Here is a 25,556-nt window from a genome sequence, read left to right as displayed (position 1 = left end):
CTTCATTGCGTGACTACCTCAGCACTGTATCCACGCCCCTGTGGACGGAGAACAGCTTTCCGTGGCCGCCTGTGGACGGATCTTCACGCAAGTCGCGCCAAAACGGGGCAGGTTGCCCACACGAGTCCTCCACGGGCGGACCTCTTGACAAGAGAATTGGTCTGGACCAACTTATTGTCATGTCCCCACTTAAAAGATCGGCGCGGCTCTGGTCGGGAGCCGTCACCGCCGCACTCGCCCTCACCCTCGCGGGCACGGGCCAGGCGTCCGCCGCGGACGTCAACAACGCCAGGAACGCCGGCTTCGAGTCGGGCCTCGGCAACTGGACCTGCTCCGCGGGCAGCGGCACCACCGTCGCCTCCCCCGTGCACAGCGGCACGGCCGCGCTGAAGGCGACCCCTGCGGGGCAGGACAACGCCCGCTGCGCCCAGACGGTCGCCGTGAAGCCCAACTCCACCTACACGCTGAGCGCCTGGGTCCAAGGCGGCTACACCTACCTCGGCGCGTCCGGCACCGGCGCCACCGACGTCTCCACCTGGACCCCGGACGCCACCACCTGGAAGCAGCTTTCGACGACGTTCTCCACCGGCGCGTCGACCACGTCCGTCACCGTCTACCTGCACGGCTGGTACGGCCAGGCGGCCTATCTCGCCGACGACGTCTCCGTGTACGGCCCCGACGGCGGCGGGGGCACCGACCCGGCCCCGACGGTCCCGTCCGCCCCGGCCGGCCTCACGGTCTCCGGTACGACGTCCTCGTCCGTGTCCCTGGCCTGGAACGCGGTGTCCGGCGCGACCGGGTACAGCGTGTACCGCGACGGTACGAAGGCGACGGCGGTGACCGGCACCTCGGCGACCGTGACCGGGCTCGCGGCGGCCACCTCGTACTCCTTCCAGGTCACCGCGACGAACGCGGCCGGTGAGTCGGTGAAGTCGGCGACGGTGACGGGTCGGACGGCCGCGACCGGCGGAGGCGGCGGAGGCACGCTGCCCAAGCACGCCGTGACCGGCTACTGGCAGAACTTCAACAACGGCGCGACGGTCCAGCGGATCTCCGACGTCCCCGCCCAGTACGACATCATCGCCGTCGCCTTCGCCGACGCGACGACGACCCCGGGCGCGGTCACCTTCACCCTCGACTCGGCCGGCCTCAACGGCTACACGGTCGACCAGTTCAAGGCCGACATCAAGGCCAAGCAGACCGCCGGCAAGAAGGTCATCATCTCGGTCGGCGGCGAACGCGGCACGGTGAGCGTCAACGACGCCACCTCCGCGGCCAACTTCGCCAACTCCCTCCACACCCTGATGCAGACGTACGGCTTCGACGGCGTCGACATCGACCTGGAGAACGGCCTCAACGCGACGTACATGACGCAGGCGTTGCGCGCACTGTCGGCAAAGGCCGGGCCGTCCCTCATCCTCACCATGGCCCCGCAGACCATCGACATGCAGTCGACGTCCAACTCCTACTTCCAGACGGCCCTGAACGTGAAGGACATCCTGACGGTCGTCAACATGCAGTACTACAACAGCGGTTCGATGCTCGGCTGCGACGGCAAGGTCTACAGCCAGGGCACCGTGGACTTCCTCACCGCCCTGGCCTGCATCCAGCTGCAAGGCGGCCTGGCCCCGTCCCAGGTAGGCCTCGGCCTCCCCGCCTCCACCCGCGGCGCGGGCAGCGGCTACGTCTCCCCGGCGATCGTCAACAACGCCCTGGACTGCCTGACCCGGGGAACCAACTGCGGCACCTTCAAGCCGTCCCGCACCTACCCCGACCTCCGCGGCGCGATGACCTGGTCGACGAACTGGGACGCGACGGCGGGCAACGCGTGGTCGAGCGCGGTGGGACCGCATGTGCATGGGCTGCCGTAGGGACGGCGGTTGAGGTAAGGGGTCGACGCCCGGGTCCCGGCCATGCGGGGGCCGGGCTCGGCAATTTGAGACACCATCAGGAAAGGAGATCGCCGTCGGATTGGGCCACGATCAGGGCGGTATCCGGTTCCGGGCTTCGTCGGTGCGGCTGGCCCGCGTCCGCGGGTACCTCGCTGCCGAGTCGCCCTGACGAGTCTCGGCTACCCCCTTCCGGGAGCCGTGCCGTACGTCGCCGCGCTCTCCCTCGGCAGCCTTGCCCACATGCGCGTGCCGCCACCCGGCTCGCGGGATTCCCCGAAGCCCCAGTCGCCGTCGCACGCCCGGCAGACACAGGCCAGGACACGGAGTGCCGCGCGGCGGCGGGTGTCGCAGGCGTTGGCCAGGTGGGGCTGGGTGTGGCGCGGGTGGTTGTCGTAGACGATCACTCGGAGGGTGGCCGCTCGGTAACGGAGGGAGAGGTAGAAGTCGGCGGATTCCGTGAATTGGGCCGCTACCGCCGTCAGTTCGCCCACCGCTTGCAGCGCCGGGTCGAGCATGTCGTGCAGGTCATGGGCCTTGAGGACCTCGCGGGTCGTCGCCCGCGCGAGGGCGGGGCTCGCCAGGGCGGCGGGGAGAGTGAGGCTGTAGGAGACGGTCTCGGGCATGGGAGGCGTGAAGTCCGCGGGGAAGGTGGGGGCGAGCGGGCAGCGGGGCATGGGCATGGCTGGGCTCCTGGTCGTGGATGGGCAGCGCTCGCAGTCGGTGGCTCGTCCCCCTGGCGCGGGCCCGCCCCTCCCAGGGAAGAAGCGTGCGGGCAGGCTCGCGCGGTGCTCTGCCAACTGCGGTCGTGTAGTTGAGGCGTTACTGAATGTAGAGCGCCCGATGGTTCAATTGCCACTCGAAACCTGAAATTGACCCGACCGGGGTCCAGCGGTGCCCATTGACGGCAGACTGCTGACTGACCGCACGGGAAGGAACGGCATGCCTCCGAGGACGACACCCACCGAGCGCCAGAAGCGTCTGGGCAGCGAGCTGCGGAAGATGCGGATGGCGGCGGGGATAACGGCCGACCAGGCCGCCGGGCTGCTCGGGCTCGATCGCGCGAAGATCTCCAATATCGAGACCGGCATCCGCACCATCAGTCCCGAGCGGCTGCGCACCCTCGCCTGCAACTGCGACTGCTCGGACCAGGCGTACATCGAAGGCCTCGTGAGCATGGCTCGGCCCAGCGGGCGTGGCTGGTGGGAGCGTTACCGAGGTGCCCTGCCCGCCGGGCTACTGGACATTGCCGAGTCCGAGGCCTACGCGACGCGGATGCGGACTGTGCACATCGCCCATATTCCTGGGCTGCTACAGACCAGCGACCACGCTCTCGAACTCTTCCGGGCCGTGCTTCCGCCCCTCCCCGAGCACGAAGTCGCCTTGCGACTGGCATTCCGGGTCGAGCGGCAGCAGGTGCTGGAGGGGGACGACCCGCCCGAGTACGTCGGGGTCCTGCACGAGGCCGCCGTGCGGATGCAGTTCGGCGGCCGTAAAGTGGCTCGCGCCCAGTTGGAGTATTTGCTCACCGTGTCCGAGCGGCCGACCGTACGGCTGCTGGTCATTCCGTTCGCCGCCGGTACGTTTCCCGGGTCGGGGCAGACCTTCAACTATCTGGAGGGCCCGGCGCCCCGGCTGGACACCGTGCAGGTCGACAGTACGCATGGGCCGGAATTTCTCGGCGGTGAGGCGCAGTTGGCCAAGTACCGTACGCACCTGGACTGGATGGAGCGCATCGCGCTCTCGCCAGCGGCATCCCGGGACCTGATCCTGGACATCGCCAACAGTCTGTAAGGAGACGTCAGATGGACGGCATCATCTGGGAGGAGCCCTTCTGCGGTGAGGGAGCCAGCTGCTTCCGCCTCGGCACCGACCCCGACGGCAACGCCTACATCGCCATAGCCGGGGCTGAGGATGTCCACCTCACCGACTCCCGTGACGCGCTCCGGACCATGATCCTCGACATCAAGGCGGGGAAGGCCGACCACCTGCTGTGAGTCAGCCGGCCGGGCGGTAGTACCCCAGCACCCAGGCCAGTTGTGCGAACCAGCCGCGCAGCAGTTCGCGTGGTTTGGCGTTCACCACGGCCTCGTACACACGGCCGTCCACGTGGACCACGGCGACCATCAGGGCCTTGCCGTCGGGGCTTGCCTTGTAGTGGACGCTGCGGATCTCGGGCCAGGTGAAGTCGACGACGAGGTCGTACATGTCGAAGGCCACGCCCGACGCGTCGACGACGACCGAGCTGTGCTTGGCCACCGCCAGGAACTCCGGGGCATCCGGTGCCGAGGGGGCGTACTGCGGTGGGGGCGGGCCGAAGCCGGTCGGGACGGGGGGCGGCTGCTGCTGCTCTGTCACACCCGGGAAGCTACCCGACGTACGGGCTGCGAAGGCGGGACGGGCCGGACCGCGAGGACGGCGATGTCGTCGTCGCTGTCCGCTCCCAGGCGGATGAGGAGTTCGTCGCAGAACACGTCGAGGGGTTCGCGGGCGAGGGCCGCGGCGTGTCGGCGAAGGCGGTCCATGGCGTCGTCGAGGGACTCTTCGCGGCGTTCGATCAGGCCGTCGGTGTAGAGGAGGACGGTCGAGCGGGCCGGGATCGCGTCACGGGCCCGGGGGCGGGGCAGGTCGGGGTCCAGTCCGAGGAGTACTCCCGCGCCGTCCTGCAGATAGCGGGTGCGGCCGTCCTCGCTGATGAGGAGGGGCGGCAGATGACCGGCTGAGGAGTGCACCAGCTCCCAGGGGCCGTCCTCGGGGCCTTTGACGAGTCCGTAGATACAGGTGGCGGTGGCCTCCCGGTAGAGGCTGTGGTTCGCCATGTCCAGGCGGCGCAGAACCGTCTCGGGGGGCTCCTGCCGGTCCACGGCGATGCCGCGCAGCATGCTGCGCAACTGGCTCATGGCGATGGCCGCGTCGAGGTTGTGCCCGGTGACGTCTCCGATCACCACCGCGGTGTCCCCGCCGGGCAGGACGAAGCTGTCGTACCAGTCGCCGCCGACCTGGGCGGTGGTGGAGGAGGCCGCGTAGCGGGCGGAGATCTGGAGGTGGCCGATCTCCGGCAGTACGGGCAGCAGTGAGCGCTGGAGACGTTCGGCGATGTTTCTCGTCTCCTGGTAGAGGCGGGCGTTGTCCGCTCCCAGGGCGAGGGCGCGCGCCAGGTCGTCGATCAGGGGCAGGTCGTCCTCGGTGAACGGCCGTTCCGCACCGCCGCGGGCCACGGTGAGGGCGCCGATGACCTCCCCGCGTGCCCTGAGCGGGGCGACGACGGCGCTGCGCGTCCCCATGTCGCGCAGCAGTTCCCGGTAGTGGGTGTCCAGCGGGCTCGTGGCCTGGCTCGGCGGCGGGACCTCGGTGAGCAGCAGCGGGCCGGCGCCGCGCAGCGCTCGGGCCAGAGGTCCGCGGGCGGCCTCCGACACGGGCGGGAGCAGGCCCTCGTGCTCCTCGGGGCAGGCCGTCTCGGGGGCGCGGCGGACGACGCAGACCCGCTCCACGCGGGCGGCCTCCGCGGTGAACAGGTCCACCGCGCACCAGTCGGCCAGCCGCCCGGTGAGCACCCGGCCCACCTGCTCCACCCCCTCGTCCAGGTTCGGGGCGTTGGTGAGCGCGGCCCCGGTGTCGGCCAGCAGGGTGAGCCGTTCCAGCGCCGTCATGCCCGCGCCGCTTTCCCCGGTCTGTGGGGCGGCCGACGGGGTGGGGCGGTCCGGTGGCTGCGGTGCCACGGGGCGGGTCCGGCCGGGCGGGCGGGACGTGGTGAGCGGCGCGGCGGCCCTGGGGGTGAGCTGGGCGACGAACACGGTGCGGCCGTCGGGCATCTCCTGGGTCTGGATGAACAGCCGGACGGGGACCAGTCGGCCGTCGCGGTGCAGGGCGGGGAGGGGTACCGAGCGGCCCAGGATCCTGGGCTGTCCACTGAGCAGCAGGGACGTGAACGCCGCGAGGTGGCGTTTGCGGAGGTGCTCCGGGATGAGGGTGGTGAGGGGCAGCCCGACGAGGTCGTCCGGGTGCCGGCCGAGCAGGTCCGCCGCGGGTCCGTTCGCCGCGATGATCGTGTTCCGCTCGTCGGCGGCGATCGTCGCCACCCTGCTGGCGTGCACCTGGCCCACGTCCCAGGGCACCAGCTCGGAAGGGCTGGCGCCGGGCTCCCGGGGCATCACCGTCCACGCGGTGGGGGGTCCGCCGGCGAGCTGACCGACGATCTGGTCGAACAGCCACTGGTGGAAGACGCGACTCCGCGGCAGGGCCGGCAGGGTCAGGAACCGTTCGTCACGGGCCTTCTCCTCGGCCAGGTGCAGAACCGTGCGCAGCGCCTGCACCGCGGGCCCGGCGTCCGACGGCACGGGCAGGGGCAGCGAGCGGATCTCCGCTCCGTTGGCCTCCTGCCGCAGTGCGGCCGTCACACACGTGCTGATCAGGTGGTTCATGTCCTGGGCTGCGGCGAGTTCGCCCGGTGGCACGCCCAGGTCCTCTCCGGCGGCCAGGGCCAGGACGATCTCGCGCAGCAGCCTGTGCCGGTGCTGCTGGGACGCCGAGTAGAGCGCTCCTGGTACGTCGACCAGTGTCACGGTCGCAGCGGAGACGGGGCCCGGCGGAGGCGCCGAGGTCTCCCACCCGTCCGGCTGCCGTGGTGTCCCGTCGGGCGCCAGCTCGAACCACACCGTCTTGGTGTCCTCGCCTACGTCGACGCCGTGCCGGGACGCCAGTTCCTCGACGAGGGCCAGGCCCTGCCCCGTACCGGCGTACGGGGGGTATGTGTACGGGACGATCCCGTGGTCCGGCCGCCGGTCGGTCACGCCCACCCGCACCGTGCCGCCGTCCACCCGGGCCGACACCTCGACCTCGGTGCGGGCATGCAGCAGCGCGTTGGTCACCAGCTCACTGACCAGGAGCTGAGTGGTCTCGACCACGTCCGACGCGACGCCGTCCAGAGCGGACCGCACGAACCGACGAGCCTCCGCCGCGCTCCGCGGCCCCTGGGCGAACCGGCGCGATGGCGTTCCCGGAGCAGGGTGGTCGGCCATGGCCTCAGTCTGCCCCAGCGGGCCCGGCCTCGCGCCTGCTCACGGCTGCCGGGCGGCGGACGGGTGAAGATTCCTTCCGTCACCCTGAAACATTTCCACCGTCCCACCGCATCAATGAGGTGAGGGCAGCCCGCACGGGCACAGGGCGGGCACCAGAGACACAGGGCGCGCAGGTGCCCACCGGACTGGGGGAACACGCATGAGACAGGTCCGCGCGGACGAGTACGCCGAGTTCGCGGCGGCGCGGACCGGGCATCTGTACCGGTCCGCGTGTCTGCTCACCGCGGGGGACACGCACCTCGCCGAGGATCTCGTGCAGGAGACCCTCGGCAGGCTGTACGTCCGCTGGGGGCGCGTCTCCCGGGCCGACAACCCCGCCGCGTACGCGCAGACCGTCCTCACCCGCGCCTTCCTCACCCATCAACGGCGGCGCAGCAGCGGTGAGCGCGCCGTGGACGTCCTTCCCGAGCGGGCGGGCGCGGGGGCCGACGTGCCCCTGCGGCTCACGCTGGTGCAGGCCCTCGGCCGGCTGCCCGCGAAGGACCGGGCCGTTCTCGTCCTGCGGTACTGGGAGGACCGGTCCGTCGAGGAGACGGCCCGTGCGATGAACGCCAGCTCCGCCGCCGTACGGACGCGGTGTGTGCGGGCCCTCGGCCGGCTGCGGGAACTGCTGGGCGAGGACATCGGCGAGTACGCCCGTCCCTGAGCGTGCCCCGGCCCGTCTCCAGCGGGCTGCCCGGCACTGAACGCCCGTCAGCGGGCGGCACGACCACCCCCACTACTTCCTTCGACCAATCCGACCCCGGAAACGGTGGTGCGCCATGCCCGTCGACCAGACCCACGACCCCTTCGAGGACCGGCTCTCCGCTGCCCTGCACCAGGCCGGCGGCGCCTTCGACACCGACCGTGCCGCGCTCGTCGCGGCCGGCGAGGTGCGAGGGCGCCGACTGCGCCTGCGGCGGCGGGCCGCCATCGTGGGGGGTGCGGCAGGCCTCGCCCTCGTGGGGGTGGGCGGGGCGCTGCTCGTACCCTCCGGCGCAGGCGGTTCCCCGCAGCACGGCTCGGTCGCCGCGACCGGGTCCGGCACACCGAGTGCCGTGGCCGCCACCCCCGCCGTGCCCGCCGTCTCCGGCGCCGAGATGGTCCGCACCCTCACGAAGCTGCTGCCCAAGGGGGAGGTGACCCGCGGCGAGGCACGGGGCACGGACAGTCCGCTGCCGCCGTTCGCGCAGGTGGTGTTCGACGACGGCAAGGGCGCGGGGTCGGTCTCGCTGCTCGTGGACCGGGTCCGGGGCGGGGGCGAGGCCTTCGATCCGGCGAGCGCGGTGACGCCCTGCCCCGAGATGGAGCTGCCCGACTCGGGCCTGGACAGCTGCGTGACGCAGACCCTGCCCGACGGGTCCGTGGTGACTCTCATCCAGGGGTACGAGTACCCGGACCGTCGCGCGGACACCAAGTCGTGGAGTGCCGACCTGGTCACTCCGGACGGGACGCGGGTGAGCGTGAGCGAGTGGAACGCCGCCGCCCAGAAGGACAAGCCCGTCTCCCGGCCCGAACCGCCGCTCAGTCTCGAGCAGTTGAAGACGCTGGCCGCGGCGGACGAGTGGCGGCGGGTCGCCGGCGCCATCCCCGAGGAGACCCGGAAGCCGTCCTCCTCCACGGAGGGCTCGACCGCGGGCGCGACCGGTTACGAGGGCCGTCGGATCCTCGCGATCCTCACCAAGTCGCTGCCCGACGGCGTGAAGGTCGTCTCCAGTGACCACGACGAGACCGAGTTCGCCTATGCCGTCGTCGACGACGGCAAGGGCAAGAGCTACGTCCAGATCAACATGCAGCGCGACATGTCCGACGCCGCCGGCGAGCTGTACGGCTCCGGCGCCGAGACCCTTCCCGACGGCACGCGCGTCGCGACGCGGCAGGGGCCCGGGGAGAAGGGCGGCGAGGGCGTCGTGATGTGGACCGTGGACACGATGCGCGCGGACGGCAGGCGCGTGGTGATCAGCGCCTTCAACTCGGGCAGTCAGACGACGGCCGCGACCCGCCCCGAACCGGCCCTCACGATGGCCCAGTTGCGGAAGATCGCGCTCAGCCCGCAGTGGTTGGTGCTGGGCGGCTGAGGCCTGACCGCGGGAGGGCCGGCCGCCGACCGCGGCCGGCCCGGCCCGGCGTCAGCGGGCGGCCGTCACTCACCTACGAGGCGGCTCAGAAGAACTCCGACCACGGCTGGTCCCAGATCTGCTTCACGCACAGCACCAGGAACAGCAGGCCGGCCGTCGCGAGCATCCCGTTGCTGAGCCGGCCGTTGCGCCACTCGGCGGGAGTGCGGGCGGAGTTGAGCAGCCAGATCAGGGTCAGGGCGAGGAAGGGCAGGAAGGCCGCGCCCAGTACGCCGTACAGGATGATCAGGCGGAAGGGCTGGCCCTGGAAGAGCAGGACCATCGGCGGGAAGGTCAGCCACAGCAGGTAGAGGCGGAACGGCCAGGAGCGTTCGCGCCGGCCGGAGGCGACCTCGGCGCCCGTGGCCCGCGCGCTGCCCCGATAACGGGCGACGAAGTCGGCGAACATCAGGCTCACGCCGTGCCAGACGCCGATCAGGGAGGTGAAGGAGGTGGCGAAGAAGCCGATGAGGAAGAACTTGGCGGTGGCCGTGCCGTACTCGTCCTCCAGGATGTCGCCGAGCTGGACGAGTCCCTTGTCGCCGCTGGCGATCGCCACGTTCGCGGAGTGCAGCAGCTCGGCGCCGACGAACAGCATGGACACGACGAAGACCCCGGTGGTGATGTAGGCGACGCGGTTGTCGAGCCGCATCACCTTCATCCAGCCGGTGTCGGTCCAGCCCTTGGCGTTGACCCAGTACCCGTAGGCCGCGAGGGTGATGGTGCCGCCGACGCCGCCGACCAGGCCGAGGGTGTTGAGGATCGAGTCCTTCTCGTCGGGGAGGACCGGCAGCAGACCGGCCAGGGCGTGGGGGATGTTCGGCGTCACGCGGATCGCGAGGTAGACGGTCACCACGAACATGACGCCCACCAGGACCGTCATGACCTTCTCGAAGACCGCGTACTTGTTGAACCAGACGAACACCAGGCCCACCAGCCCGCAGGCGATGGCCCACCACTCCAGGTCCATCACGTCCGGGAACAGTGCCTGGAGCGGCAGCGCGCTGGACGACATCGCCGCCGCGCCGTAGACGAAGCCCCAGACGACGACGTAGACGAGGAAGAAGTACGTCGTCCAGCGGCCGAGGCTCGCCCAGCCGTCGAAGAGGGTGCGGCCGGTGGAGAGATGCCAGCGGCCGGCCGCCTCCGCGAGGGAGATCTTGACCAGGCAGCCGAGGACCGCGGCCCACAGCAGCGTGTAGCCGAAGTTGCTGCCGGCGATGAGGGTGGCGACCAGGTCGCCGGCCCCGACGCCGGTCGCCGCGACGACGATGCCGGGGCCGATGTGGCGCCAACTGGACTTGCGGGGGGAGGGGTTGTTGCCGCCGGATGATGCCTCGGTGTCAGTGGGGTTACCCGTGGTGTCCGCCATAGGAATCAAGAAAGCGGAAGGAGTCGCAGCCGACAAGAGGGCGTACGCGAGTGCAACGCCCGCCCGGGGCGCGTAACCCACCCCGGCGGAGCGTCAAGCACACGCACACGTGCCCAGTTCGAACCACACCGTCTTGCCGGGCCCGTCCTGGTGGCAGCCCCAGCGCCGGGCGAGCGCCTCCACCAGGAACATCCCCCGGCCGCTCTCCGCGGAGCCCGCCTGGAGTACCTGCGGGGTACGGCGGCCGGTGTCGGTCACCTCGCAGCGCAGCACGCCGTGCGACGCGGACAGCGTGAGCCGGTAGTGACTCGCGGAGTGCAGCAGGGCGTTGGTGGCGAGTTCGCTGACGAGCAGTACGGCGGTGTCGACCAGGTCGTCGGGCTCGGCCAGCCCCCAGCCCTCCAGCTGCCGGCGCACCTGCGAGCGCGCCTCCCCGACGGCGGACGGCCGCGGGTCGTACTCGACACTCCAGTGGCCCGCGCCCAGGGGCGGTTGAGGACAGGCGCCGTACGGAGAGTCGGGGTCAGGAAGGCGCCCCCCGGAGAGTTGCAGCATGCTTCCAGGATGACCTCCCCCGACTACCCGTACACGGGGAGGACTACCTGTTTCCGTACCTGTGGACAGCTACGGACGGGCGGATACCCGCGGGTATCTGCGGATACCCGGAGATACCCGTGGATATCGGGGCTCACCCGTACTGGAGGCGTACGGCCGTCCCCTCCGGGGTCGGGCGGAGGTCGACGTAGGCGCAGACCTGGCGGGTGAACCAGAGGCCCTGGCCGGAGGGCGGGGTGTTCGCGGGTGGGGGGACGAAGCCGGCCAGGGGGTCGTCCACGCGGTGGGAGAGGTGCAGTTCGCAGATGCAGGCGGGGGCTTCGCCCCAGAGGAGGGTGGTGGCGACGGGGGCCAGGGAGGCCGCTTCCGCCACCGCCTTCGCGAAGAGTTCCGCGTCGGCGGTGCCGAGGCCCTGTCCGGCCGCCCAGGAGCGGACGGCGTCCGTGGTGGGCGCCGGGAGGTGTCGGGCGTCGGCCGGGGGGCGGGGCAGGGGGGTGGCGTCCAGTTCGGCCGTCAGCCGGAGCGGGTCCTCGTACGCGCCGCTGTCGGGGTGGGTGCGGCGGGCCGCGGCGACGAGGGCCGGGGCTGTGGTGCGGGTGTCGTAGACGCACAGGGCGGTGGTGGACGTGGGGGCGAACAGGAGGTTGGAGAGGGCCTCGTAGCGGAGCCACTCGGCGCTCTCGCGCGGGGAGCGGCCGGCCCGGCCGTTCCACACGGGTTCCATGAGGAGGTGGATACGGCCGTCGGGGCCGGCGTGCGCGGCGAGGTGACCGGCGGCGCGGGCCACGGCGTTGGCGGCGGAGCCGGTGTACCAGTCGGTGTGCGGGACCAGGGTGATGCGCTTGGTGTCGGTGCCGAGGGCGTCGCGCAGGGCGGCCAGTTTGGCGGGGGCGACGATGGCCACCGGCGGGGGCTCGTCGGCGGCGGCGAGGCCCTCGGCGAGGAAGGGAAGCGCGGCGGCGAGGAAGGCCTCGTCCGTGCCGGGGGCTGTCATGCGGTGGTCGAACGCCTTCCGGGGCGGGGCGGTTCGGATGGTCATCGGGCGGTCCCCTCTGTTCTGTCGCGTCAGTTCTGTCGGGTCTGTCGGGTTCGGGTTCGGGTTCGGGTTCGGGTTCGGCGTTGCCTTACCTCTGGGCCGTCACCCAGGCGGCGATCTGACTGCGGTTGCTGAAACCGAGCTTGCTGAGGATGCGCTCCACATGGCCCTCGGCCGTGCGGCGGGCGATCACCAGGCGGTCGGCGATCTGCTGGTTGGCGAGGCCCTCGGCGACCAGTTCGGCCACCTGTGCCTCGCGGCGGGTGAGACGGACGGCGTCCGGCGGGGCCTCGACGACGGGTGCGCGGGGCGGTGCTGCCGGGCTGGGGGACGGGGTGTGCGGGGCGGGCTCGGGGCCCGGGGGTCTGCCGGGGTGGGCGGGGCGCGGGGCCGGGCCGTGCGGGGCCGGTCCGGTGGCGCGGGCGGGACCGGACGGTGGGGGTGCGGGGCGGCGCCGGGCCGTCGGTTCGGGGGTGCCGAGGGCGTGGCGGACGACGTCCGCGAGGGCGAGGGCGGCGCCGCGGTCGTAGGCGCGGCGGAACTCGGTGCGGCCGAGGGCCCGCCGGGCCCGGTCCTCGGCGGCGCGGCGGGTCGCGTTCAGGGCGGCCGAGCCCCAGCGGCTGGGGTCGACGTCCGCCCAGGCGCGGTCGGCGCCGCCCAGCAGGACGGCCGCGCGCTCGTGGGCGCCACGGCCATGGACGCCGCGGTCGGCGGTTCCGCGTTCGGCGGCGATGCGGGCGAGGAGGTCGAGGGTGAGGCTCATGCCGACCACGTCGTGCACCGCGAGCTTGAGGCGGAGCGCCTCGCGGCCGTGCCGCTCCGCCCGTTCCCAGTCGCCCTTCACGGTGTGGGCGAGGGCCAGCATCCGCTCCACGTACGACAGCACCCACTGCTCGCCGTGGTCGGCGCACAACCTGCGGGTCTCCTCGCAGACGGCGATGGCCTCGTCGGCGCGGCCCAGGAAGCCCAGGGCGCAGGCAAGTTCGACGCGGTCGAGGCCGACGAGGCTGAGGTGCTGACCGGGGACTCGGCCGCGGTCGACACCGGCCCGGAAGTGGGCCAGGGCACCCTCCAGGTCGTCGCTGAAGAGGCGGATGACGCCGATGACGTAGTCGGCGTGGGCCGCCTCCGCCGCGTCGCCGAGGCGGTCGGCCAGGTCGCGGGCCTGTTCGGCGCGGTGCCTGCCGCGGGTGAGGTCCTCCGGGCAGCCGGCGAGGAGGCCGGACACCCACAGGGCGCGGGCGCGTTCGGGGGTTGGCTCCGGGTTGGCGGCCAGGGCGCGGTCGAGCCAGTAGCGGCCTTCACGGGGGGCTCCGCAGGCGTGCCAGTGGAACCACAGGGTGCCCGCCAGGCGGAGGCCCGCGAGGGCCTCGCCGGGGGTGGTGAGGCTGAAGTCCAGGGCGGCGCGGAAGGTGTCCTGGTCGGCGCGGAGGCGGGTGACGATGCCGGGCTGGCCGGGGCCGAACCAGTCGCGCTCGCAGGTCGCCGCCCGGTGCTGCATCCAGTCGCGGAGACGGGTGCGGGTGGCGTGTTCCTCGCCGGGGTGTTCGCGGAGGCGCTCCAGGCCGTACTCGCGGAGGGTGTCCAGGAGCCGGTACCTGACGCCACCGGCCGGGTCGGTCTCCCGGCAGAGGACGGACTTGTCGACGAGTCCGGCGACGGCGTCGAGGATGTCGTACGGCTGGAGGGGCGGCGTGTGTTCCGCCCCCGCCGACCCTTGCCGGCCCGAGCCCGGGGGCTCCGCCCCCGGAGCCCCCGGACCTTCGCCCACCCAGCGCCCGACTCGGGACGAGAGGCGAGCCTCGCGCTGGTCCCCTCCGGGCCGCTCCCCCGTATCCGCCCCCGCGTCCCCGCACACCGCCTCCGCCGTCTCCAGGTCGAAGCTTGCCGGGAGGACCGACAGGCGGGCCCACACCCTCTGTTCCGCCTCCCCGCACAGTTCGTGGGACCAGGCGACCGCCGCCCGCAGGGTCTGGTGGCGGGGGGCGGCCGTGGGGCTGCCCCCGGTGAGGAGGCGGTAGCGGTCGTCGAGGCGGGCCAGGAGCTGGTCGACGTCGAGGACGCGCATCCGCACGGCGGCCAGTTCGATGGCGAGCGGGAGGCCGTCGAGGCGGCGGCAGAGGCGGGCCACGGACGCCCGGTTCGCGGCGGTGAGGCGGAAGCCGGGGACGACGGCGGCGGCCCGGTCGGCGAACAGGGCGAGGGCCGGGTAGCCGTCGGCGGCGGAGAGGTCGCCGTCCGGGTCGGGGACGGGCAACGGCCGTACGTCCATGAGGTGTTCCTCGGTGAGGCCGAGCCGGTGGCGGCTGGTGGCGAGGATCCGGACGCCGGTGGTGCCGTGCAGCAGCGCGCCCGCGAGTGCGGCGCAGGCGGGCAGCAGATGCTCGCAGTTGTCGACGACGAGCAGCAGCCGCCGGTCCTGGAGGCGTTCCACGAGGGTGTCGAGCGCCGGGCGGGCGGAGTGGTCGTGGAGGCCGAGCGCGTCGGCGACGGCGAGCGGAACGAGTTCGGGGTCGTGCAGGCCGGAGAGGTGCACGAAGCACACACCGTCGGGGAAGGCGCGGGCGACGCGCGAGGCGATCCGCCCGGCCAGCCGGGTCTTGCCGACGCCGCCGGGGCCGGTCAGGGTCACCAGCCGGGCGCGGGCCAACAGCTCGCGTCCTTCGGCCAGTTCGCCGCGCCGGTCGACGAAGCTGGTCGTCTCCACCGGCAGGTGGCCGTCCCGGCTCGGCGCTGATCCGCCCATGATCAGCCAGTCCTCTGCGGTGGGGTCCTCTGAGGAGCCGGAGGACCGGACTCCTCTTGTGCGCGGACCCTCAGCCTTCCCCGGGGCGTACATATATGCACGCGCGGCTCACACCCGCGGGTGCACTTTGCCCAGGTCCGCCACCTGAGGGCCGGTCACGCGTACACTGCGCGGCCGTCGCCGGGCGCGGCACCCCCCTCCCGCGCGGGGTCGCTCCGTACGATTCCGGCCATTCGGCGCCTTGCCCACCCTTGACCTGACCATGTCATGCCTCGACGATGAGCGGCACCCCGCACCCGTGCACAGCCCCGCACACAGTTCCATCCCCGCTCCATCCCCCACGCGTCCGGCGATCCCGGACTTCTGGAGAACCGAGGAGAACCCATGCGACTCCGCACACGCGGCGCAGGCACCCGCGGTCCCGGCCGCAGCGGCAGACGAACCGCCGCGCTGGCCGCCCTGATGGCCCTCGCCCTCGCCGCGCCGGTCTCGGCGACGGCCACGAACGCGGCGGCCGGCAGTGCCGCGAAGCCGGCGGCCTCCGCCGACGACATCCGCCAGTACGAGATCCACGTCCACCACAGCACGTCCCAAATGCGCACCGCGATCGCCGCGTCCGGGGTGAGCGTCGACGAGGCCGACGAGGAGACCGTCGTCGTCTCCGGCCGCGCCGACCAGATCAAGAAGCTGCGCGCGCAGGGCTACGAGGTCGCCCCGCTGGGCGCCGCCCCGGACCGCACCGCCGAGGGCGAGGTGCGGCTCTACGACTTCCCGTCCGCCGACGCGCGCTACCACAACTACGCCGAGATGAACGCGGAGATCGACCAGCGCATCGCGGCCTACCCGAACATCATCAGCAAGCGGGTGATCGGCACGTCCTACCAGGGCCGGAACATCGTCGCCATCAAGATCAGCGACAACGTCGGCACCGACGAGGCCGAGCCCGAGGTGCTGTTCACCCACCACCAGCACGCCCGTGAACACCTGACCGTGGAGATGGCCCTGTACCTGATCCGCGAGCTGGGCGCCGGCTACGGCACCGACTCCCGCGTCACCAGCATGGTCAACAACCGGGAGATCTGGATCGTGCCCGACCTCAACCCGGACGGCGGCGAGTACGACGTCGCCACCGGTGCCTACCGGTCGTGGCGCAAGAACCGCCAGCCCAACTCCGGCTCCACGGCGGTCGGTACGGACATGAACCGCAACTGGGCCTACCGGTGGGGCTGCTGCGGCGGCTCCTCGGGCTCGCCGTCCTCCGAGACGTACCGGGGTACGGCGGCCGAGTCGGCGCCCGAGGTGAAGGTGGTCGCGAACTTCGTGCGCAGCCGGGTCGTGGGCGGCGTCCAGCAGATCAGGGCCGGCATCGACTTCCACACGTACAGCGAACTGGTGCTGTGGCCCTTCGGATACACCTCGGCGGACACGACCACCGGGATGACCGCGGACGACCGCAACGCCTTCGCCACGGTCGGCCGGTCGATGGCCGCGAGCAACGGGTACACCCCGGAGCAGGCGAGCGACCTGTACATCACGGACGGGTCGATCGACGACTACCTCTGGGGCACGCACAAGATCTTCGCGTACACCTTCGAGATGTACCCGGGCTCGTCGGGCGGCGGCGGTTTCTACCCGCCCGACGAGGTCATCGAGCGGGAGACCGCACGCAACAAGGACGCGGTGCTGCAACTGCTGGAGAACTCGGACTGCATGTACCGGTCCATCGGGAAGCAGACGCAGTACTGCAGCTAGCGGCAGCCGCCGGGCGGATCAGGACGCGGACTCCTCGGCCTGGCTGTCGACGCCGGTGTCGGCGTCGGAGTCCTTGCCGTCGGCCTCGTCGTCGAAGTAGGCGTCGAGAACCGCGTCCAGCTGCTCGTCCCACTCCTTGAAGCGGCCCCTGGCCGTCGCCTCGATCTCGATCGGGTACCAGCGGCGGTCAGGGGTGTGCACCGTGATGGTCAACCGCTTTCCGAAACGCGGGACTTCCGTCTCGATCGCGCCGATCTCCTCCCAGCGGAACTCGCACTCCTCCGCGTCGAGGCGGAGGCGGACGCCCCGGGCGTCGGCGACGATCCGCGCCCGGCGGTCGGCGGCCTCGAAGACGGGACCGTCCGAAGCCTCGTCGGACTCCGACTCCTCCGCCCCCGAGTCCCCCGACTCCTCGGCCGCTGCTGCCGGTTCGCCCTCCGAGGCGTCCTCGGCGGTGACCGCCGCGTCGTCCTCCGAGCCGTCCTCCGGCTCCGCGTCCTTCGGCTCCGCGTCCTTCGGCTTCGCGTCCTTCGCCTCCGCGGTCACGGGCGACGTGAGCCCGGGGATGAATGCCGGATCGAATCCGGCGCCCTCCAGGGGCTGGCTGCTCGAACCTATACGCTGCTCCACAGCGGGCAGTATGGTCGAAGATCCTGTGCCGGACACAGTCGGCCCCCCACTTCGTTATGAGACGCCTACACGCGATAGAGCGACCGCGGCTAGACGAACAGGCTCAATACGGCCGCCACGAGGAACCCGGCGACCGACAGCACCGTCTCCAGCACGGTCCACGTCCTGAGGGTGTCCCGCTCGCTGATCCCGAAGTACTTGGCGACCATCCAGAAGCCGCCGTCGTTGACGTGCGAGGCGAAGATGGAGCCGGCCGAGATGGCCATGATGACGAGGGCGACGAAGGCCTGCGAGTGGTCCCCCTCGGCGAGCAGCGGCGCCACGATGCCCGCGGTCGTCACGATCGCCACCGTCGCCGAGCCCTGGGCGACCCGCAGGACCACCGAGATCAGGTACGACAGCACCAGCACCGGCAGACCCACGTCGTTGAAGGTGTCCGAGAGCGCCTGCGCGACCCCGCTCGCCTTGAGCACGGCACCGAAGATGCCGCCCGCGCCGACGACCAGCAGGATGTTGCCGACCGGCTTCAACGAGGCCGTGGAGACGGTTTCCAGGGACTTGCGGGACCAGCCGCGCCGGATGCCGAGCAGGTAGTAGGCGAGGAGCAGGGCGATCGTGAGGGCCACGAACGGGCTGCCGAAGAACTCGATCACCGAGCGCGTGGTGGAGGGGTCCAGGGCGATCGAGGAGAAGGTGGCCGCGAGGATCAGCACCAGCGGCGTACCGATGATTCCGAGGACGGTGCCCAGCGGTACCGGGTCCTCGCGCGGGACGACACCCTGCGTCCGCTGCTCCTCGACGACGGCCGACCGCGCCTCCGCCGCCGCCTCGACCATGTCCTGCGGTACGGCGACGAAGAGGCGGCGCCCGATCCACGCGGAGTACGCCCACGCGGCCAGCACCGCGGGGATGCCGCAGACGACGCCCATGAGGATGACCCAGCCGAGGTCGACGTGGAGGAGTCCGGCGGCCGCCACCGGGCCCGGGTGCGGGGGCAGGAAGGCGTGCGTCATCGACAGGCCGGCGAGCAGGGGGAGGCAGTACAGCAGGATCGATTTTCCGCTGCGCTTGGCGGCGGCGTAGACGATCGGCGCGAGGACGAAGATGCCGACGTCGAAGAAGACGGGGATGCCGAAGATGAGGCCGGTCATGCCCATCGCGAGGGGTGCCCGCTTCTCACCGAAGAGGTTGAGGAGCCGGGAGGCCAGTACCTCGGCGCCGCCGCTGACCTCGAGGACCGCGCCGAGCATGGTGCCGAGGCCGATGATGATCGCGACGTGGCCGAGGATGCCGCCCATGCCGGACTCGATGGTGGAGACGGCGTCCGAGCGCTGGACGGTGCCGAAGAGTTCGGTGACGGACAGTCCGGCCGACAGGCCGACGGCTATGGAGACGGCGAGCAGGGCGACGAACGGCTGGAGCCTGACCTTGATGATCAGGACGAGCAGGAGGGCGATGCCGAGGGCGGCGACCGTGAGCAGTCCGGCCGTGCCGTCGACGAGGAGGAGCAGTCCGCCGGTGTGGGGCGGGGCTTCGGCGGCGGCCGCGAGGGGGACGGGGAGGGACATTCGGGGGTCCTCTGCGTAAGAACATGGAGCTTTCGGGCAGGGCGGATCGCGGCACGGCGCGCCCCCGGATCGGGGGTCGCCGTGCCGTCGTACGGCGTGCGGAGTCGAGGTGTGCGGGAGTTGGCGGGCCGTCAGGGGATCGGGCTCAGCCCAGGACGGCGAGCGCGTCGATCTCGATGAGGAGCCCTGCGGGGAGGCCGACGTAGACCGTCGTGCGGGCGGCGGGCGGGGCGGTGAGCGCCTGCTCCTCGAAGTAGGTGTTGTAGAGGTCGTTCATCTCGGCGAAGTGGTCCACGTCGGTCAGATAGACGCGGATCATCATCACGTCGTCCCAGCTCGCGCCGCCCTCCGCCAGGATCGCCTTGACGTTGGCGAGGGTCTGGAGGGTCTGCTCGCGCAGGGTGGGGCCGGCCGGTGTGGGAGGCCTGCCCTCCTCGGCGGGCAGGAAGCCGACCTGGCCGGCGACCTGGAGGATGTTGCCCTTGCGCACGCCGTGCGAGAACTTCGCGGGCGGGGTGGTGTGGGTGTTCGGCGTGAGCGCGATCTTTTCGGTCATGGTCGTGCGGTGTCCTTCGCTGGGGTCCTGCCGGAGTACTCGCCGCTGATGTCGTCCGCCGTGCGGCGCACCTGCGGGAGGAGGGTGAGGAGTTCGTCGGCGGTGACGACGACGTTCGGCGCGGAGACCGACATCGCGGCGACCACCCGGCCGTCGGCGCCCCGGATGGGCGCGGCGACGCAGTTGATGGACTCCTCGTGGCCGCCGAGGTCGGTGGCCCAGCCCTGTTCGCGCACCTTCGTCAGCTCCCGCAGGAAAGCGGGGGCGTTGGGGGTGGAACGGGCCGTGTAGAGGGGGTATTCGAGTCGCTCGGCGATCGTGCGCCGCTCCTGCTCGGGCAGGTCGGCCAGGAGCAGCTTGGCGACGGCGGCGACGGTGATGGCGACCGGCTTGCCGATCCGGGAGTACATCCGCACCGGGTAGCGGCTCTCCACCTTGTCGATGTAGAGGACCTCGCCCTCCTCGTACACGGCGAGGTGCACGGTGTGTCCGCACCGTTCGTTGAGCCGGGCCAGGTGGGGGTGGGCGATCTCGCGGATGTCGAGGTTCTCCATGGCCTCCTGTGCGAGGGCGAAGAGGCGGGCGCCGAGTCGGTAGCGCTGGTCGGACTGCCGGTAGACGAGCCCGTGCTCGTGCAGGGTGCGCAGCAGCCGCAAGGCCGTGGACTTGTGGACGCCGAGGCGGTCGGCGACCTGTCCGAGATCGGCGGGGCCCTCGGCGAGCAGCGGCAGGATGCTCAGGGCGCGGTCGACGGTCTGGCTCATGGGGTGGGTACCTCCTCGGTGGCCGCCGCGGCTTGCGTCCAGCCGGGGCCGAGTCGAAGTCTCCCCCACGCGCCGTCGTCGAGGGCGGCGAGGCGGTCGGCGTGGTCGCGGGAGGGAGGTACGGCGAGGTCTCCGGGGACGGTGAGGGCGGCGGCGGCCCAGAGGTGGCCGTGGCGGAGGCGGGCCTTCATGGGCAGCGCGCGCAGGGTCGCGGAGAGGAAGCCGGCGGCGAAGGCGTCCCCGGCGCCGACGGCGGCGACGACGTCGACGCGCGGGGCGGGCACGAAGGTGACGTGGCCGGCGTCGAGGACGGTGACGCCGTGTCCGCCCTGCTTGACGACGAGCGTGGCGGGGCCGGGCAGGGCGCGGCGGACGGCGTCGGCGCCGTGCGGGCCCCACACCTCCTGTGCCTCGTCCGCCCCGACGAACACGAGGTCGGCGCCGCGGGCGAGTTCCAGCAGGGCGCGCGGGTCGTCGCCGTCCTGCCAGAGTCCGGGGCGGTGGTTGACGTCGAAGGAGACGAGCGGCCGGGCTGGATGGGGCGCGGTCAGTTCGTGGAGGAGTCCGCGGCACTCCTCCGAGAGGGCGGCGGTGATGCCGGTGAGGTGCAGGACGCGTCCGGCCCGCGCGGCGGTGAGGTCCACGTTCCCCGCCGCCATCGCGGAGGCCGCGGACCCGGCCCGGTAGTACGCCACCTCGTGGGCGTCGGTCGCCCGGTCCCCGGCGGTGCGGAAGTAGACGCCCGTCGGTCGCGCGGGGTCCCGTCGGACGGCCGTGACGTCGACGCCGTACGCCCCGATCGTCTCGACCAGGTGGTCGCCGAAGCCGTCGGCGCCGACCCTGCTGATCCACCGGGCCGAGTGGCCGGCGGCGGCCAGCACGCAGGCCACGTTGGACTCGGCGCCGCCGATGGCCCGGTCGAAGGAGGGGACGTCGGCGAGGCGGCCGGGCCGGGAGGGCAGGAAGGTGACCATGGACTCGCCGAGCGCGACGACGTCCACGACGTCGGGGGCGTTGCGGGGTCCGGTGGCGGTCACGATCGTCGTAGCTCCCTGGTCGGTGTGCGGGTCGGCTCCGTTGACCCCGCGTTGGCCGAGATGTTAGACAGCGGTTAGCGACATACGCAATGAGCGTTGCACATGACGCAACACGTCACTTCAGGAGGCTCGCATGGCCCTGGACCCCGGAACCGAAGCGCTCGCGCGGCTCGCCGAGGAGCGCGTCGACCACCGCTTCAAGGGCCTCCCGCCGGACGCCGACGGTCTGACGGTCGGCGAACTGGCCGCCCAGCGCCGCAACCTCTTCACCGGCGGTTTCAGCACGCCCGTCCTCGCCCTGTCCGCCGAACGCCTCGACCACAACCTGCGGCTCATGGAGACCTACGCGACCCGCCACGGCCTCGCCTTCGCCCCGCACGGCAAGACCTCCATGGCGCCGCGGCTGTTCCGGCGGCAGATCGAGCACGGCGCCTGGGGCATCACCCTCGCCGTCCCGCACCAGGTCCGCGTGGCGCGGGCGTACGGCGTCCAGCGGGTCTTCCTCGCCAACGAGCTGGTGGACCCGGCGGCCCTGCGCTGGACGGCGGCGGAACTGGCCGCCGACCCCGGCTTCTCCTTCGTCTGTTACGTCGACTCCGTGCGCGGGGTGGAGCTGATGGACGCGACCCTGCGCGGGACGGCCCGCCCGCTGGACGTGGTCGTCGAACTGGCCGCCGGGGAGGGCGCCCGCACGGGGGTCCGTACGGAGGCGGAGTGCGCGGCGGTCGCGGACGCGGTGGCCGCGGCGCCGGCCCTGCGGCTGGTGGGCGTGGCGGGCTACGAGGGCGAGGTGCCGGGGGCCGACCCGGAGCGCGTGCACGCCTGGCTGCGCCGGCTGGTGGCGCTGGCCGTGGACCTCGACAAGGCGGGGCGGTTCGCGGGCGTGGCGGAGATCGTCGTCAGCGCGGGCGGCAGCGCCTGGTTCGACGCGGTCGCCGACGTCTTCGCCGGCATCCCCGAACTCTCCGCGCCCGTGCTGAAGTTGCTCCGCTCCGGCGCGTACGTCTCGCACGACGACGGCCACTACCGCAAGATCACGCCGTTCAACCGCGTTCCCGAGGAGGGCGCCCTGGAACCGGCGTTCCGCCTCTGGGCGCAGGTGGTGTCCCGGCCCTCCGCCGAGCAGGCCTTCGTGAACGCCGGCAAGCGGGACGCGGCGTACGACCTCGACCTGCCCTTCGCCCAGGTCGTCCGGCGCGACGGCGTCGAACGGGCGGCGGCCGGCGTCGAGGTGACCGCCCTGTCCGACCAGCACGCGTGGCTGCGGACGGCCCCGGACGCGGACCTGGAGGTGGGCGACTGGGTCGGCCTCGGCCTGTCCCACCCGTGCACGTCCTTCGACAAGTGGCAGCTGATCCCGCTGGCCGAGGCGGACGGCACGGTCGTCGACTACATCCGTACGTTCTTCTAGTCCGTACATTCTTCTGGGAGGTTCGGTCGTGGAAGATCTCGTCATCCGTGACGCGGACGTCGTCGACGGCACGGGCGCGGACTCCTACCGCGCCGACGTGGTGGTCGACGGCGGCAGGATCGTCTCGATCGTCAAGGAGGCGGCGGCCGCGGGCTGCCAGCGCCCGAAGGCGGTCCGCGAACTGGACGCCGAGGGGCTCGTCCTGTCCCCCGGCTTCATCGACATGCACGCCCACAGCGACCTCGCCCTGCTGCGCGACCCGGACCACAGCGCGAAGGCCGCCCAGGGCGTGACGCTGGAGGTGCTGGGCCAGGACGGCCTGTCGTACGCACCGGTCGACGACCGCACGCTCGACGGAGTGCGCCGGTCCATCGCCGGGTGGAACGGCTCGGGCGAGGACATCGACTTCGACTGGCGGTCGGTGGGCGAGTACCTCGACCGGCTGGACCGTGGCATCGCCGTCAACGCCGCCTATCTCGTCCCCCAGGGCACGGTCCGCGCGCTCGTCGTCGGCTGGGACGACCGCGAGGCGACCCCCGCCGAGCTGGACCGGATGCGGCGACTGGTCGCCGAGGGGCTGGAACAGGGCGCGGTCGGCATGTCCTCCGGGCTCACCTACACGCCCGGCATGTACGCCAAGAACGCCGAACTGACCGAACTGTGCCGGGTGGTGGCCTCGTACGGCGGCTACTACTGCCCGCACCACCGCTCCTACGGCGCGGGAGCCCTGGAGGCGTACGCGGAGATGGTGGAGCTGTCCCGGCAGGCCGGCTGCCCGCTCCATCTCGCGCACGCCACCATGAACTTCGGGGTGAACGAGGGACGGGCGCCCGACCTGCTGGCCCTGCTGGACGACGCGCTGGCCACCGGGGCCGACCTCACCCTGGACACGTATCCCTACACCGCCGGCTGCACCACCCTGGTGGCCCTGCTGCCGAGCTGGGCGAGCGAGGGCGGCCCGGAGGAGATCCTGCGGCGGCTGGCGGACGACGGGACCGCCGAGCGGGTCCGCCACGATCTGGAGGTGGTGGGCTCGGACGGCTGCCACGGCGTGCCGGTCGACTGGGACACCATCGAGATCTCGGGCGTCGGCAGCGCCGGACTCGGCGAGTACGTCGGCCGTACGGTCCGGGAGTCGGCGGCGCTGCGCGGCGAGGCGCCCTGGACGACCGCCCGCCGGCTCCTGGTCGAGGACCGGCTCGCCCCGGCGATCCTCCAGCACGTCGGCCACGAGGAGAACGTCCGGGCGATCATGCGCCACCGCGTCCACACCGGCGGCTCGGACGGCATACTCCAGGGCACCAAGCCCCACCCGCGCGCGTACGGCACCTTCCCACGGTATCTCGGGGAGTACGTAAGGGAGTTGGGCGTGCTGTCGCTGGAGGAGTGCGTGGCCCGCCTCACCGGCCGTCCGGCGGCCCGGCTGCGCCTGCCCGACCGGGGCCTGGTCCGCGAGGGTCACCGGGCGGACCTGGTGCTGTTCGACCCGCGGACGGTGGCGGCGGGCTCGACCTACGACACGCCGCGAACGCCGCCGACCGGCATCCCGTACGTCCTGGTCGACGGCCGGTTCGTCATCGAGGACGGCCGGCGGACGGACGTACTGGCGGGGCGGGCGGTCCGCCGCAGTCCCGTGGCCGGGTGACGGACCGCCCCTCCGCGTCGCCCTACGGCTTGGGCAGGACGCACCCGGCGGCGCTCAGGTTGAGCTGGTTCCGGGTCGTGAAGCAGGCCGGGAACTGGTAGGTCTGCTGGGCGTAGTTGATGCCCTGGCGGACGGTGACGTTGCCGCTCGCGTCGACCTCGCACGGGTTGTTCACCGTGCAGGACTCGCCGTCCTCGTTGCCGGTGTTGTTGACGGCGACGACCCTGCCGGTGGCCTGGTCGACCACCGGTGAGCCGGACGTGCCGCCGATGGTCTGGCAGGCGGAGGTGTAACGGACCGAGTCCTTCCAGGTCCAGTCGCCCTCTTTGATGCGGTACACGAACGCGTCGATGTTGCAGCTGTAGAGCCGCTTCCAGTAGCCGGAGGCGACGGTGATCGCGGTGCCGGCGGTGGGGTGCGTGTCCTGCACGGTGAGCGCGCTGATGCCGTACGAGCTGCGGATCGTCGCGTACGTACTGGTGAGCTGGTAGACCGTGGCGTCCGTGTCGGTCATCGTCGAGTAGGCGATCTTGCTGGCGCGCAGGGTCGCGACCCGGGTGCCGGCGGAGTTGAGCAGCCCGAAGGTGCGGCTGGAGGCCCGGTTGACGATGACCTGGCCAGGCGCGGGGAAGCCCGTCTCCAGGCAGTGGCCGTTGGTGAGGACCAGTGCCGGGTCGGTGTCGAGCGAGTTCGGGAAGCGGACCAGGGAGCCGGAACAGTTGCTCAGCGCGACGGTCCCGGCCAGGGTGACGGCCTGAAGGGTCGGCGACGCGGCCGCCTTCGTGTCCGCGACCGCCGGCGCCGAAGCCGTGCTCACGGCTGCCGGCGCCTCGCTCACGGGCGCGTCGCTCACGGGCGCCGCGACCGCGGGCGCCGCACCGGCCCCGGCGATGGCCAGGGCGATGAGCGCGGCGACGAGAGGCTTTCTCATGTGGGGGTCCCCTCTGACGACAAGGCGACCGAAGATCTTCCGGCCGCCGCTGCTGCTGCGTCACGCGCGACGGATCATGCGCGCTTTTTGTCATGCGCATTGTTAGCGCAGAGGGAGGGGAGGACAAGGATCACTTTTCAGCCGCCGGGGAGGCGGCAGGGGCGGCGAGAGCCGACGGGGAGGCGGCGGGCCGACCGGGGGCGGCGGGAAGCCGACGGAGAGCAGCCAGGGCCGACGGGGGCGGTCGCGCACCGACGAGGGCGGGTCGAGGGTCGGAGTCGGTGAGGGGCAGCGGGACCGGCCCGGCGGAGCCCGGATGGGGACACCTCAGCGCGTCGTGCCGCTCTCCCGTCCTCACCTACGCGGCCCTTTGCGGGGGGGGCAGGGGCGACGCGAGCCGACGGGGAGGCGGCGGGCCGACCGGGGGCGGCGGGAAGCCGACGGAGAGCAGCCAGGGCCGACGGGGGCGGTCGCGCACCGACGAGGGCGG

At 72.2% G+C, this 25,556-nt stretch carries 21 protein-coding genes; 8 read left to right on the top strand and 13 right to left on the bottom strand.

Annotated elements, in window-relative coordinates; translation table 11 throughout:
• The first annotated feature begins 179 nt into the window (after positions 1–179).
• Positions 180–1,871 (top strand): chitinase, encoded by a 1,692-nt coding sequence (locus tag ACFWJX_RS28660; protein WP_383248779.1) that lies wholly within the window; start codon positions 180–182, stop codon positions 1,869–1,871.
• 200 nt (positions 1,872–2,071) lie between these two features.
• Here the strand turns inward: ACFWJX_RS28660 and ACFWJX_RS28655 are convergent, their stop codons facing one another.
• Positions 2,072–2,572: an ATP-binding protein gene (locus ACFWJX_RS28655; protein ID WP_383248777.1), complete on the bottom strand. Its 501-nt coding sequence runs from the start codon at positions 2,570–2,572 to the stop codon at positions 2,072–2,074.
• A 259-nt stretch (positions 2,573–2,831) separates the two neighbouring features.
• On the opposite strand from ACFWJX_RS28655, the gene ACFWJX_RS28650 reads away from it, so the two are divergent.
• Together ACFWJX_RS28650 and ACFWJX_RS28645 are read left to right on the top strand one after the other, a co-directional pair.
• A complete protein-coding gene (locus ACFWJX_RS28650) occupies positions 2,832–3,683 on the top strand; it encodes a helix-turn-helix domain-containing protein (protein ID WP_383248775.1) in 852 nt (283 codons plus the stop codon).
• An 11-nt stretch (positions 3,684–3,694) separates the two neighbouring features.
• Positions 3,695–3,886, top strand: coding sequence for a hypothetical protein (locus ACFWJX_RS28645; RefSeq protein ID WP_383248773.1), 192 nt, complete (start codon positions 3,695–3,697; stop codon positions 3,884–3,886).
• Position 3,887: 1 nt separating this feature from the next.
• Here ACFWJX_RS28645 and ACFWJX_RS28640 read toward each other — a convergent pair whose 3' ends face one another.
• Both ACFWJX_RS28640 and ACFWJX_RS28635 read right to left on the bottom strand, forming a co-directional pair.
• Positions 3,888–4,247, bottom strand: a complete 360-nt coding sequence (locus tag ACFWJX_RS28640; RefSeq protein WP_383248772.1) for a hypothetical protein — start codon at positions 4,245–4,247, stop codon at positions 3,888–3,890.
• Positions 4,244–6,907 carry a SpoIIE family protein phosphatase gene (locus tag ACFWJX_RS28635; protein WP_383248770.1) on the bottom strand — a complete coding sequence of 888 codons (2,664 nt, stop codon included), beginning with the start codon at positions 6,905–6,907 and terminating at the stop codon, positions 4,244–4,246. The genes ACFWJX_RS28640 and ACFWJX_RS28635 overlap by 4 nt, the downstream gene beginning before the upstream one ends.
• A gap of 199 nt (positions 6,908–7,106) precedes the next feature.
• Here ACFWJX_RS28635 and ACFWJX_RS28630 point away from each other — a divergent pair, with 199 nt between their 5' ends.
• Both ACFWJX_RS28630 and ACFWJX_RS28625 read left to right on the top strand, forming a co-directional pair.
• A complete protein-coding gene (locus ACFWJX_RS28630) occupies positions 7,107–7,613 on the top strand; it encodes a SigE family RNA polymerase sigma factor (protein ID WP_383248768.1) in 507 nt (168 codons plus the stop codon).
• A gap of 115 nt (positions 7,614–7,728) precedes the next feature.
• Positions 7,729–9,024, top strand: a complete 1,296-nt coding sequence (locus ACFWJX_RS28625; protein WP_383248766.1) for a hypothetical protein — start codon at positions 7,729–7,731, stop codon at positions 9,022–9,024.
• A gap of 85 nt (positions 9,025–9,109) precedes the next feature.
• On the opposite strand, the gene ACFWJX_RS28620 is transcribed toward ACFWJX_RS28625, so the two are convergent.
• The 4 genes from ACFWJX_RS28620 to ACFWJX_RS28605 all read right to left on the bottom strand — a co-directional run bounded on the left by ACFWJX_RS28620 (position 9,110) and on the right by ACFWJX_RS28605 (position 14,772).
• Positions 9,110–10,435, bottom strand: a complete 1,326-nt coding sequence (locus ACFWJX_RS28620; protein WP_383248764.1) for an Nramp family divalent metal transporter — start codon at positions 10,433–10,435, stop codon at positions 9,110–9,112.
• A 93-nt stretch (positions 10,436–10,528) separates the two neighbouring features.
• The gene (locus ACFWJX_RS28615; protein WP_383248762.1) at positions 10,529–10,990 is read right to left on the bottom strand and encodes an ATP-binding protein; all 462 of its coding nucleotides are present in this window, start codon (positions 10,988–10,990) and stop codon (positions 10,529–10,531) included.
• Positions 10,991–11,123: 133 nt separating this feature from the next.
• Entirely contained in the window at positions 11,124–12,029 is a 906-nt protein-coding gene (locus tag ACFWJX_RS28610) for an anti-sigma factor RsbA family regulatory protein (protein WP_383248760.1), read from the bottom strand.
• A gap of 85 nt (positions 12,030–12,114) precedes the next feature.
• Positions 12,115–14,772, bottom strand: a complete 2,658-nt coding sequence (locus ACFWJX_RS28605; RefSeq protein ID WP_383248758.1) for a LuxR C-terminal-related transcriptional regulator — start codon at positions 14,770–14,772, stop codon at positions 12,115–12,117.
• A gap of 384 nt (positions 14,773–15,156) precedes the next feature.
• On the opposite strand from ACFWJX_RS28605, the gene ACFWJX_RS28600 reads away from it, so the two are divergent.
• Positions 15,157–16,524: a M14 family metallopeptidase gene (locus ACFWJX_RS28600; RefSeq protein WP_383248756.1), complete on the top strand. Its 1,368-nt coding sequence runs from the start codon at positions 15,157–15,159 to the stop codon at positions 16,522–16,524.
• Between the two features lie 18 nt (positions 16,525–16,542).
• On the opposite strand, the gene ACFWJX_RS28595 is transcribed toward ACFWJX_RS28600, so the two are convergent.
• From ACFWJX_RS28595 to ACFWJX_RS28575, 5 genes are all read right to left on the bottom strand, one after another.
• Positions 16,543–17,154, bottom strand: a complete 612-nt coding sequence (locus ACFWJX_RS28595; protein ID WP_383248754.1) for a hypothetical protein — start codon at positions 17,152–17,154, stop codon at positions 16,543–16,545.
• Positions 17,155–17,243: 89 nt separating this feature from the next.
• On the bottom strand, positions 17,244–18,722 hold the full coding sequence (locus ACFWJX_RS28590) for a GntP family permease (RefSeq protein WP_383248752.1): 1,479 nt from the start codon (positions 18,720–18,722) through the stop codon (positions 17,244–17,246).
• 145 nt (positions 18,723–18,867) lie between these two features.
• Positions 18,868–19,278 carry a RidA family protein gene (locus ACFWJX_RS28585; RefSeq protein ID WP_383248750.1) on the bottom strand — a complete coding sequence of 137 codons (411 nt, stop codon included), beginning with the start codon at positions 19,276–19,278 and terminating at the stop codon, positions 18,868–18,870.
• On the bottom strand, positions 19,275–20,042 hold the full coding sequence (locus ACFWJX_RS28580; protein WP_383248748.1) for an IclR family transcriptional regulator: 768 nt from the start codon (positions 20,040–20,042) through the stop codon (positions 19,275–19,277). The genes ACFWJX_RS28585 and ACFWJX_RS28580 overlap by 4 nt, the downstream gene beginning before the upstream one ends.
• A complete protein-coding gene (locus tag ACFWJX_RS28575; protein ID WP_383248746.1) occupies positions 20,039–21,079 on the bottom strand; it encodes a sugar kinase in 1,041 nt (346 codons plus the stop codon). The genes ACFWJX_RS28580 and ACFWJX_RS28575 overlap by 4 nt, the downstream gene beginning before the upstream one ends.
• Before the next feature lie 133 nt (positions 21,080–21,212).
• Between ACFWJX_RS28575 and ACFWJX_RS28570 the strand changes: the two genes are divergently transcribed.
• Together ACFWJX_RS28570 and ACFWJX_RS28565 are read left to right on the top strand one after the other, a co-directional pair.
• On the top strand, positions 21,213–22,490 hold the full coding sequence (locus ACFWJX_RS28570) for an amino acid deaminase (RefSeq protein ID WP_383248744.1): 1,278 nt from the start codon (positions 21,213–21,215) through the stop codon (positions 22,488–22,490).
• 28 nt (positions 22,491–22,518) lie between these two features.
• Positions 22,519–24,135, top strand: coding sequence for an amidohydrolase family protein (locus ACFWJX_RS28565; RefSeq protein WP_383248742.1), 1,617 nt, complete (start codon positions 22,519–22,521; stop codon positions 24,133–24,135).
• A gap of 22 nt (positions 24,136–24,157) precedes the next feature.
• Here ACFWJX_RS28565 and ACFWJX_RS28560 read toward each other — a convergent pair whose 3' ends face one another.
• Positions 24,158–25,066: a serine protease gene (locus ACFWJX_RS28560; protein WP_383248741.1), complete on the bottom strand. Its 909-nt coding sequence runs from the start codon at positions 25,064–25,066 to the stop codon at positions 24,158–24,160.
• Positions 25,067–25,556: the final 490 nt, after the last annotated feature.

Source organism: Streptomyces sp. NPDC058335, assembly GCF_042723915.1.
Classification (GTDB): Bacteria; Actinomycetota; Actinomycetes; order Streptomycetales; family Streptomycetaceae; genus Streptomyces.
The sequence above is the reverse complement of the archived record's forward strand: the minus strand, read 5'-3'. Positions and strand labels throughout refer to the sequence as shown.

Excerpts from the sequence above, each read along its gene's own strand:
- ACFWJX_RS28615 (WP_383248762.1), bottom strand. The coding sequence starts at position 10,990 with ATGCTGCAACTCTCCGGGGGGCGCCTTCCTGACCCCGACTCTCCGTAC.
- ACFWJX_RS28630 (WP_383248768.1), top strand. The coding sequence starts at position 7,107 with ATGAGACAGGTCCGCGCGGACGAGTACGCCGAGTTCGCGGCGGCGCGG.
- ACFWJX_RS28610 (WP_383248760.1), bottom strand. The coding sequence starts at position 12,029 with ATGACCATCCGAACCGCCCCGCCCCGGAAGGCGTTCGACCACCGCATG.
- ACFWJX_RS28660 (WP_383248779.1), top strand. The coding sequence starts at position 180 with ATGTCCCCACTTAAAAGATCGGCGCGGCTCTGGTCGGGAGCCGTCACC.
- ACFWJX_RS28645 (WP_383248773.1), top strand. The coding sequence starts at position 3,695 with ATGGACGGCATCATCTGGGAGGAGCCCTTCTGCGGTGAGGGAGCCAGC.
- ACFWJX_RS28580 (WP_383248748.1), bottom strand. The coding sequence starts at position 20,042 with ATGAGCCAGACCGTCGACCGCGCCCTGAGCATCCTGCCGCTGCTCGCC.
- ACFWJX_RS28650 (WP_383248775.1), top strand. The coding sequence starts at position 2,832 with ATGCCTCCGAGGACGACACCCACCGAGCGCCAGAAGCGTCTGGGCAGC.
- ACFWJX_RS28585 (WP_383248750.1), bottom strand. The coding sequence starts at position 19,278 with ATGACCGAAAAGATCGCGCTCACGCCGAACACCCACACCACCCCGCCC.
- ACFWJX_RS28620 (WP_383248764.1), bottom strand. The coding sequence starts at position 10,435 with ATGGCGGACACCACGGGTAACCCCACTGACACCGAGGCATCATCCGGC.
- ACFWJX_RS28655 (WP_383248777.1), bottom strand. The coding sequence starts at position 2,572 with ATGCCCATGCCCCGCTGCCCGCTCGCCCCCACCTTCCCCGCGGACTTC.
- ACFWJX_RS28560 (WP_383248741.1), bottom strand. The coding sequence starts at position 25,066 with ATGAGAAAGCCTCTCGTCGCCGCGCTCATCGCCCTGGCCATCGCCGGG.
- ACFWJX_RS28590 (WP_383248752.1), bottom strand. The coding sequence starts at position 18,722 with ATGTCCCTCCCCGTCCCCCTCGCGGCCGCCGCCGAAGCCCCGCCCCAC.
- ACFWJX_RS28600 (WP_383248756.1), top strand. The coding sequence starts at position 15,157 with ATGCGACTCCGCACACGCGGCGCAGGCACCCGCGGTCCCGGCCGCAGC.
- ACFWJX_RS28635 (WP_383248770.1), bottom strand. The coding sequence starts at position 6,907 with ATGGCCGACCACCCTGCTCCGGGAACGCCATCGCGCCGGTTCGCCCAG.
- ACFWJX_RS28625 (WP_383248766.1), top strand. The coding sequence starts at position 7,729 with ATGCCCGTCGACCAGACCCACGACCCCTTCGAGGACCGGCTCTCCGCT.
- ACFWJX_RS28605 (WP_383248758.1), bottom strand. The coding sequence starts at position 14,772 with ATGGGCGGATCAGCGCCGAGCCGGGACGGCCACCTGCCGGTGGAGACG.
- ACFWJX_RS28570 (WP_383248744.1), top strand. The coding sequence starts at position 21,213 with ATGGCCCTGGACCCCGGAACCGAAGCGCTCGCGCGGCTCGCCGAGGAG.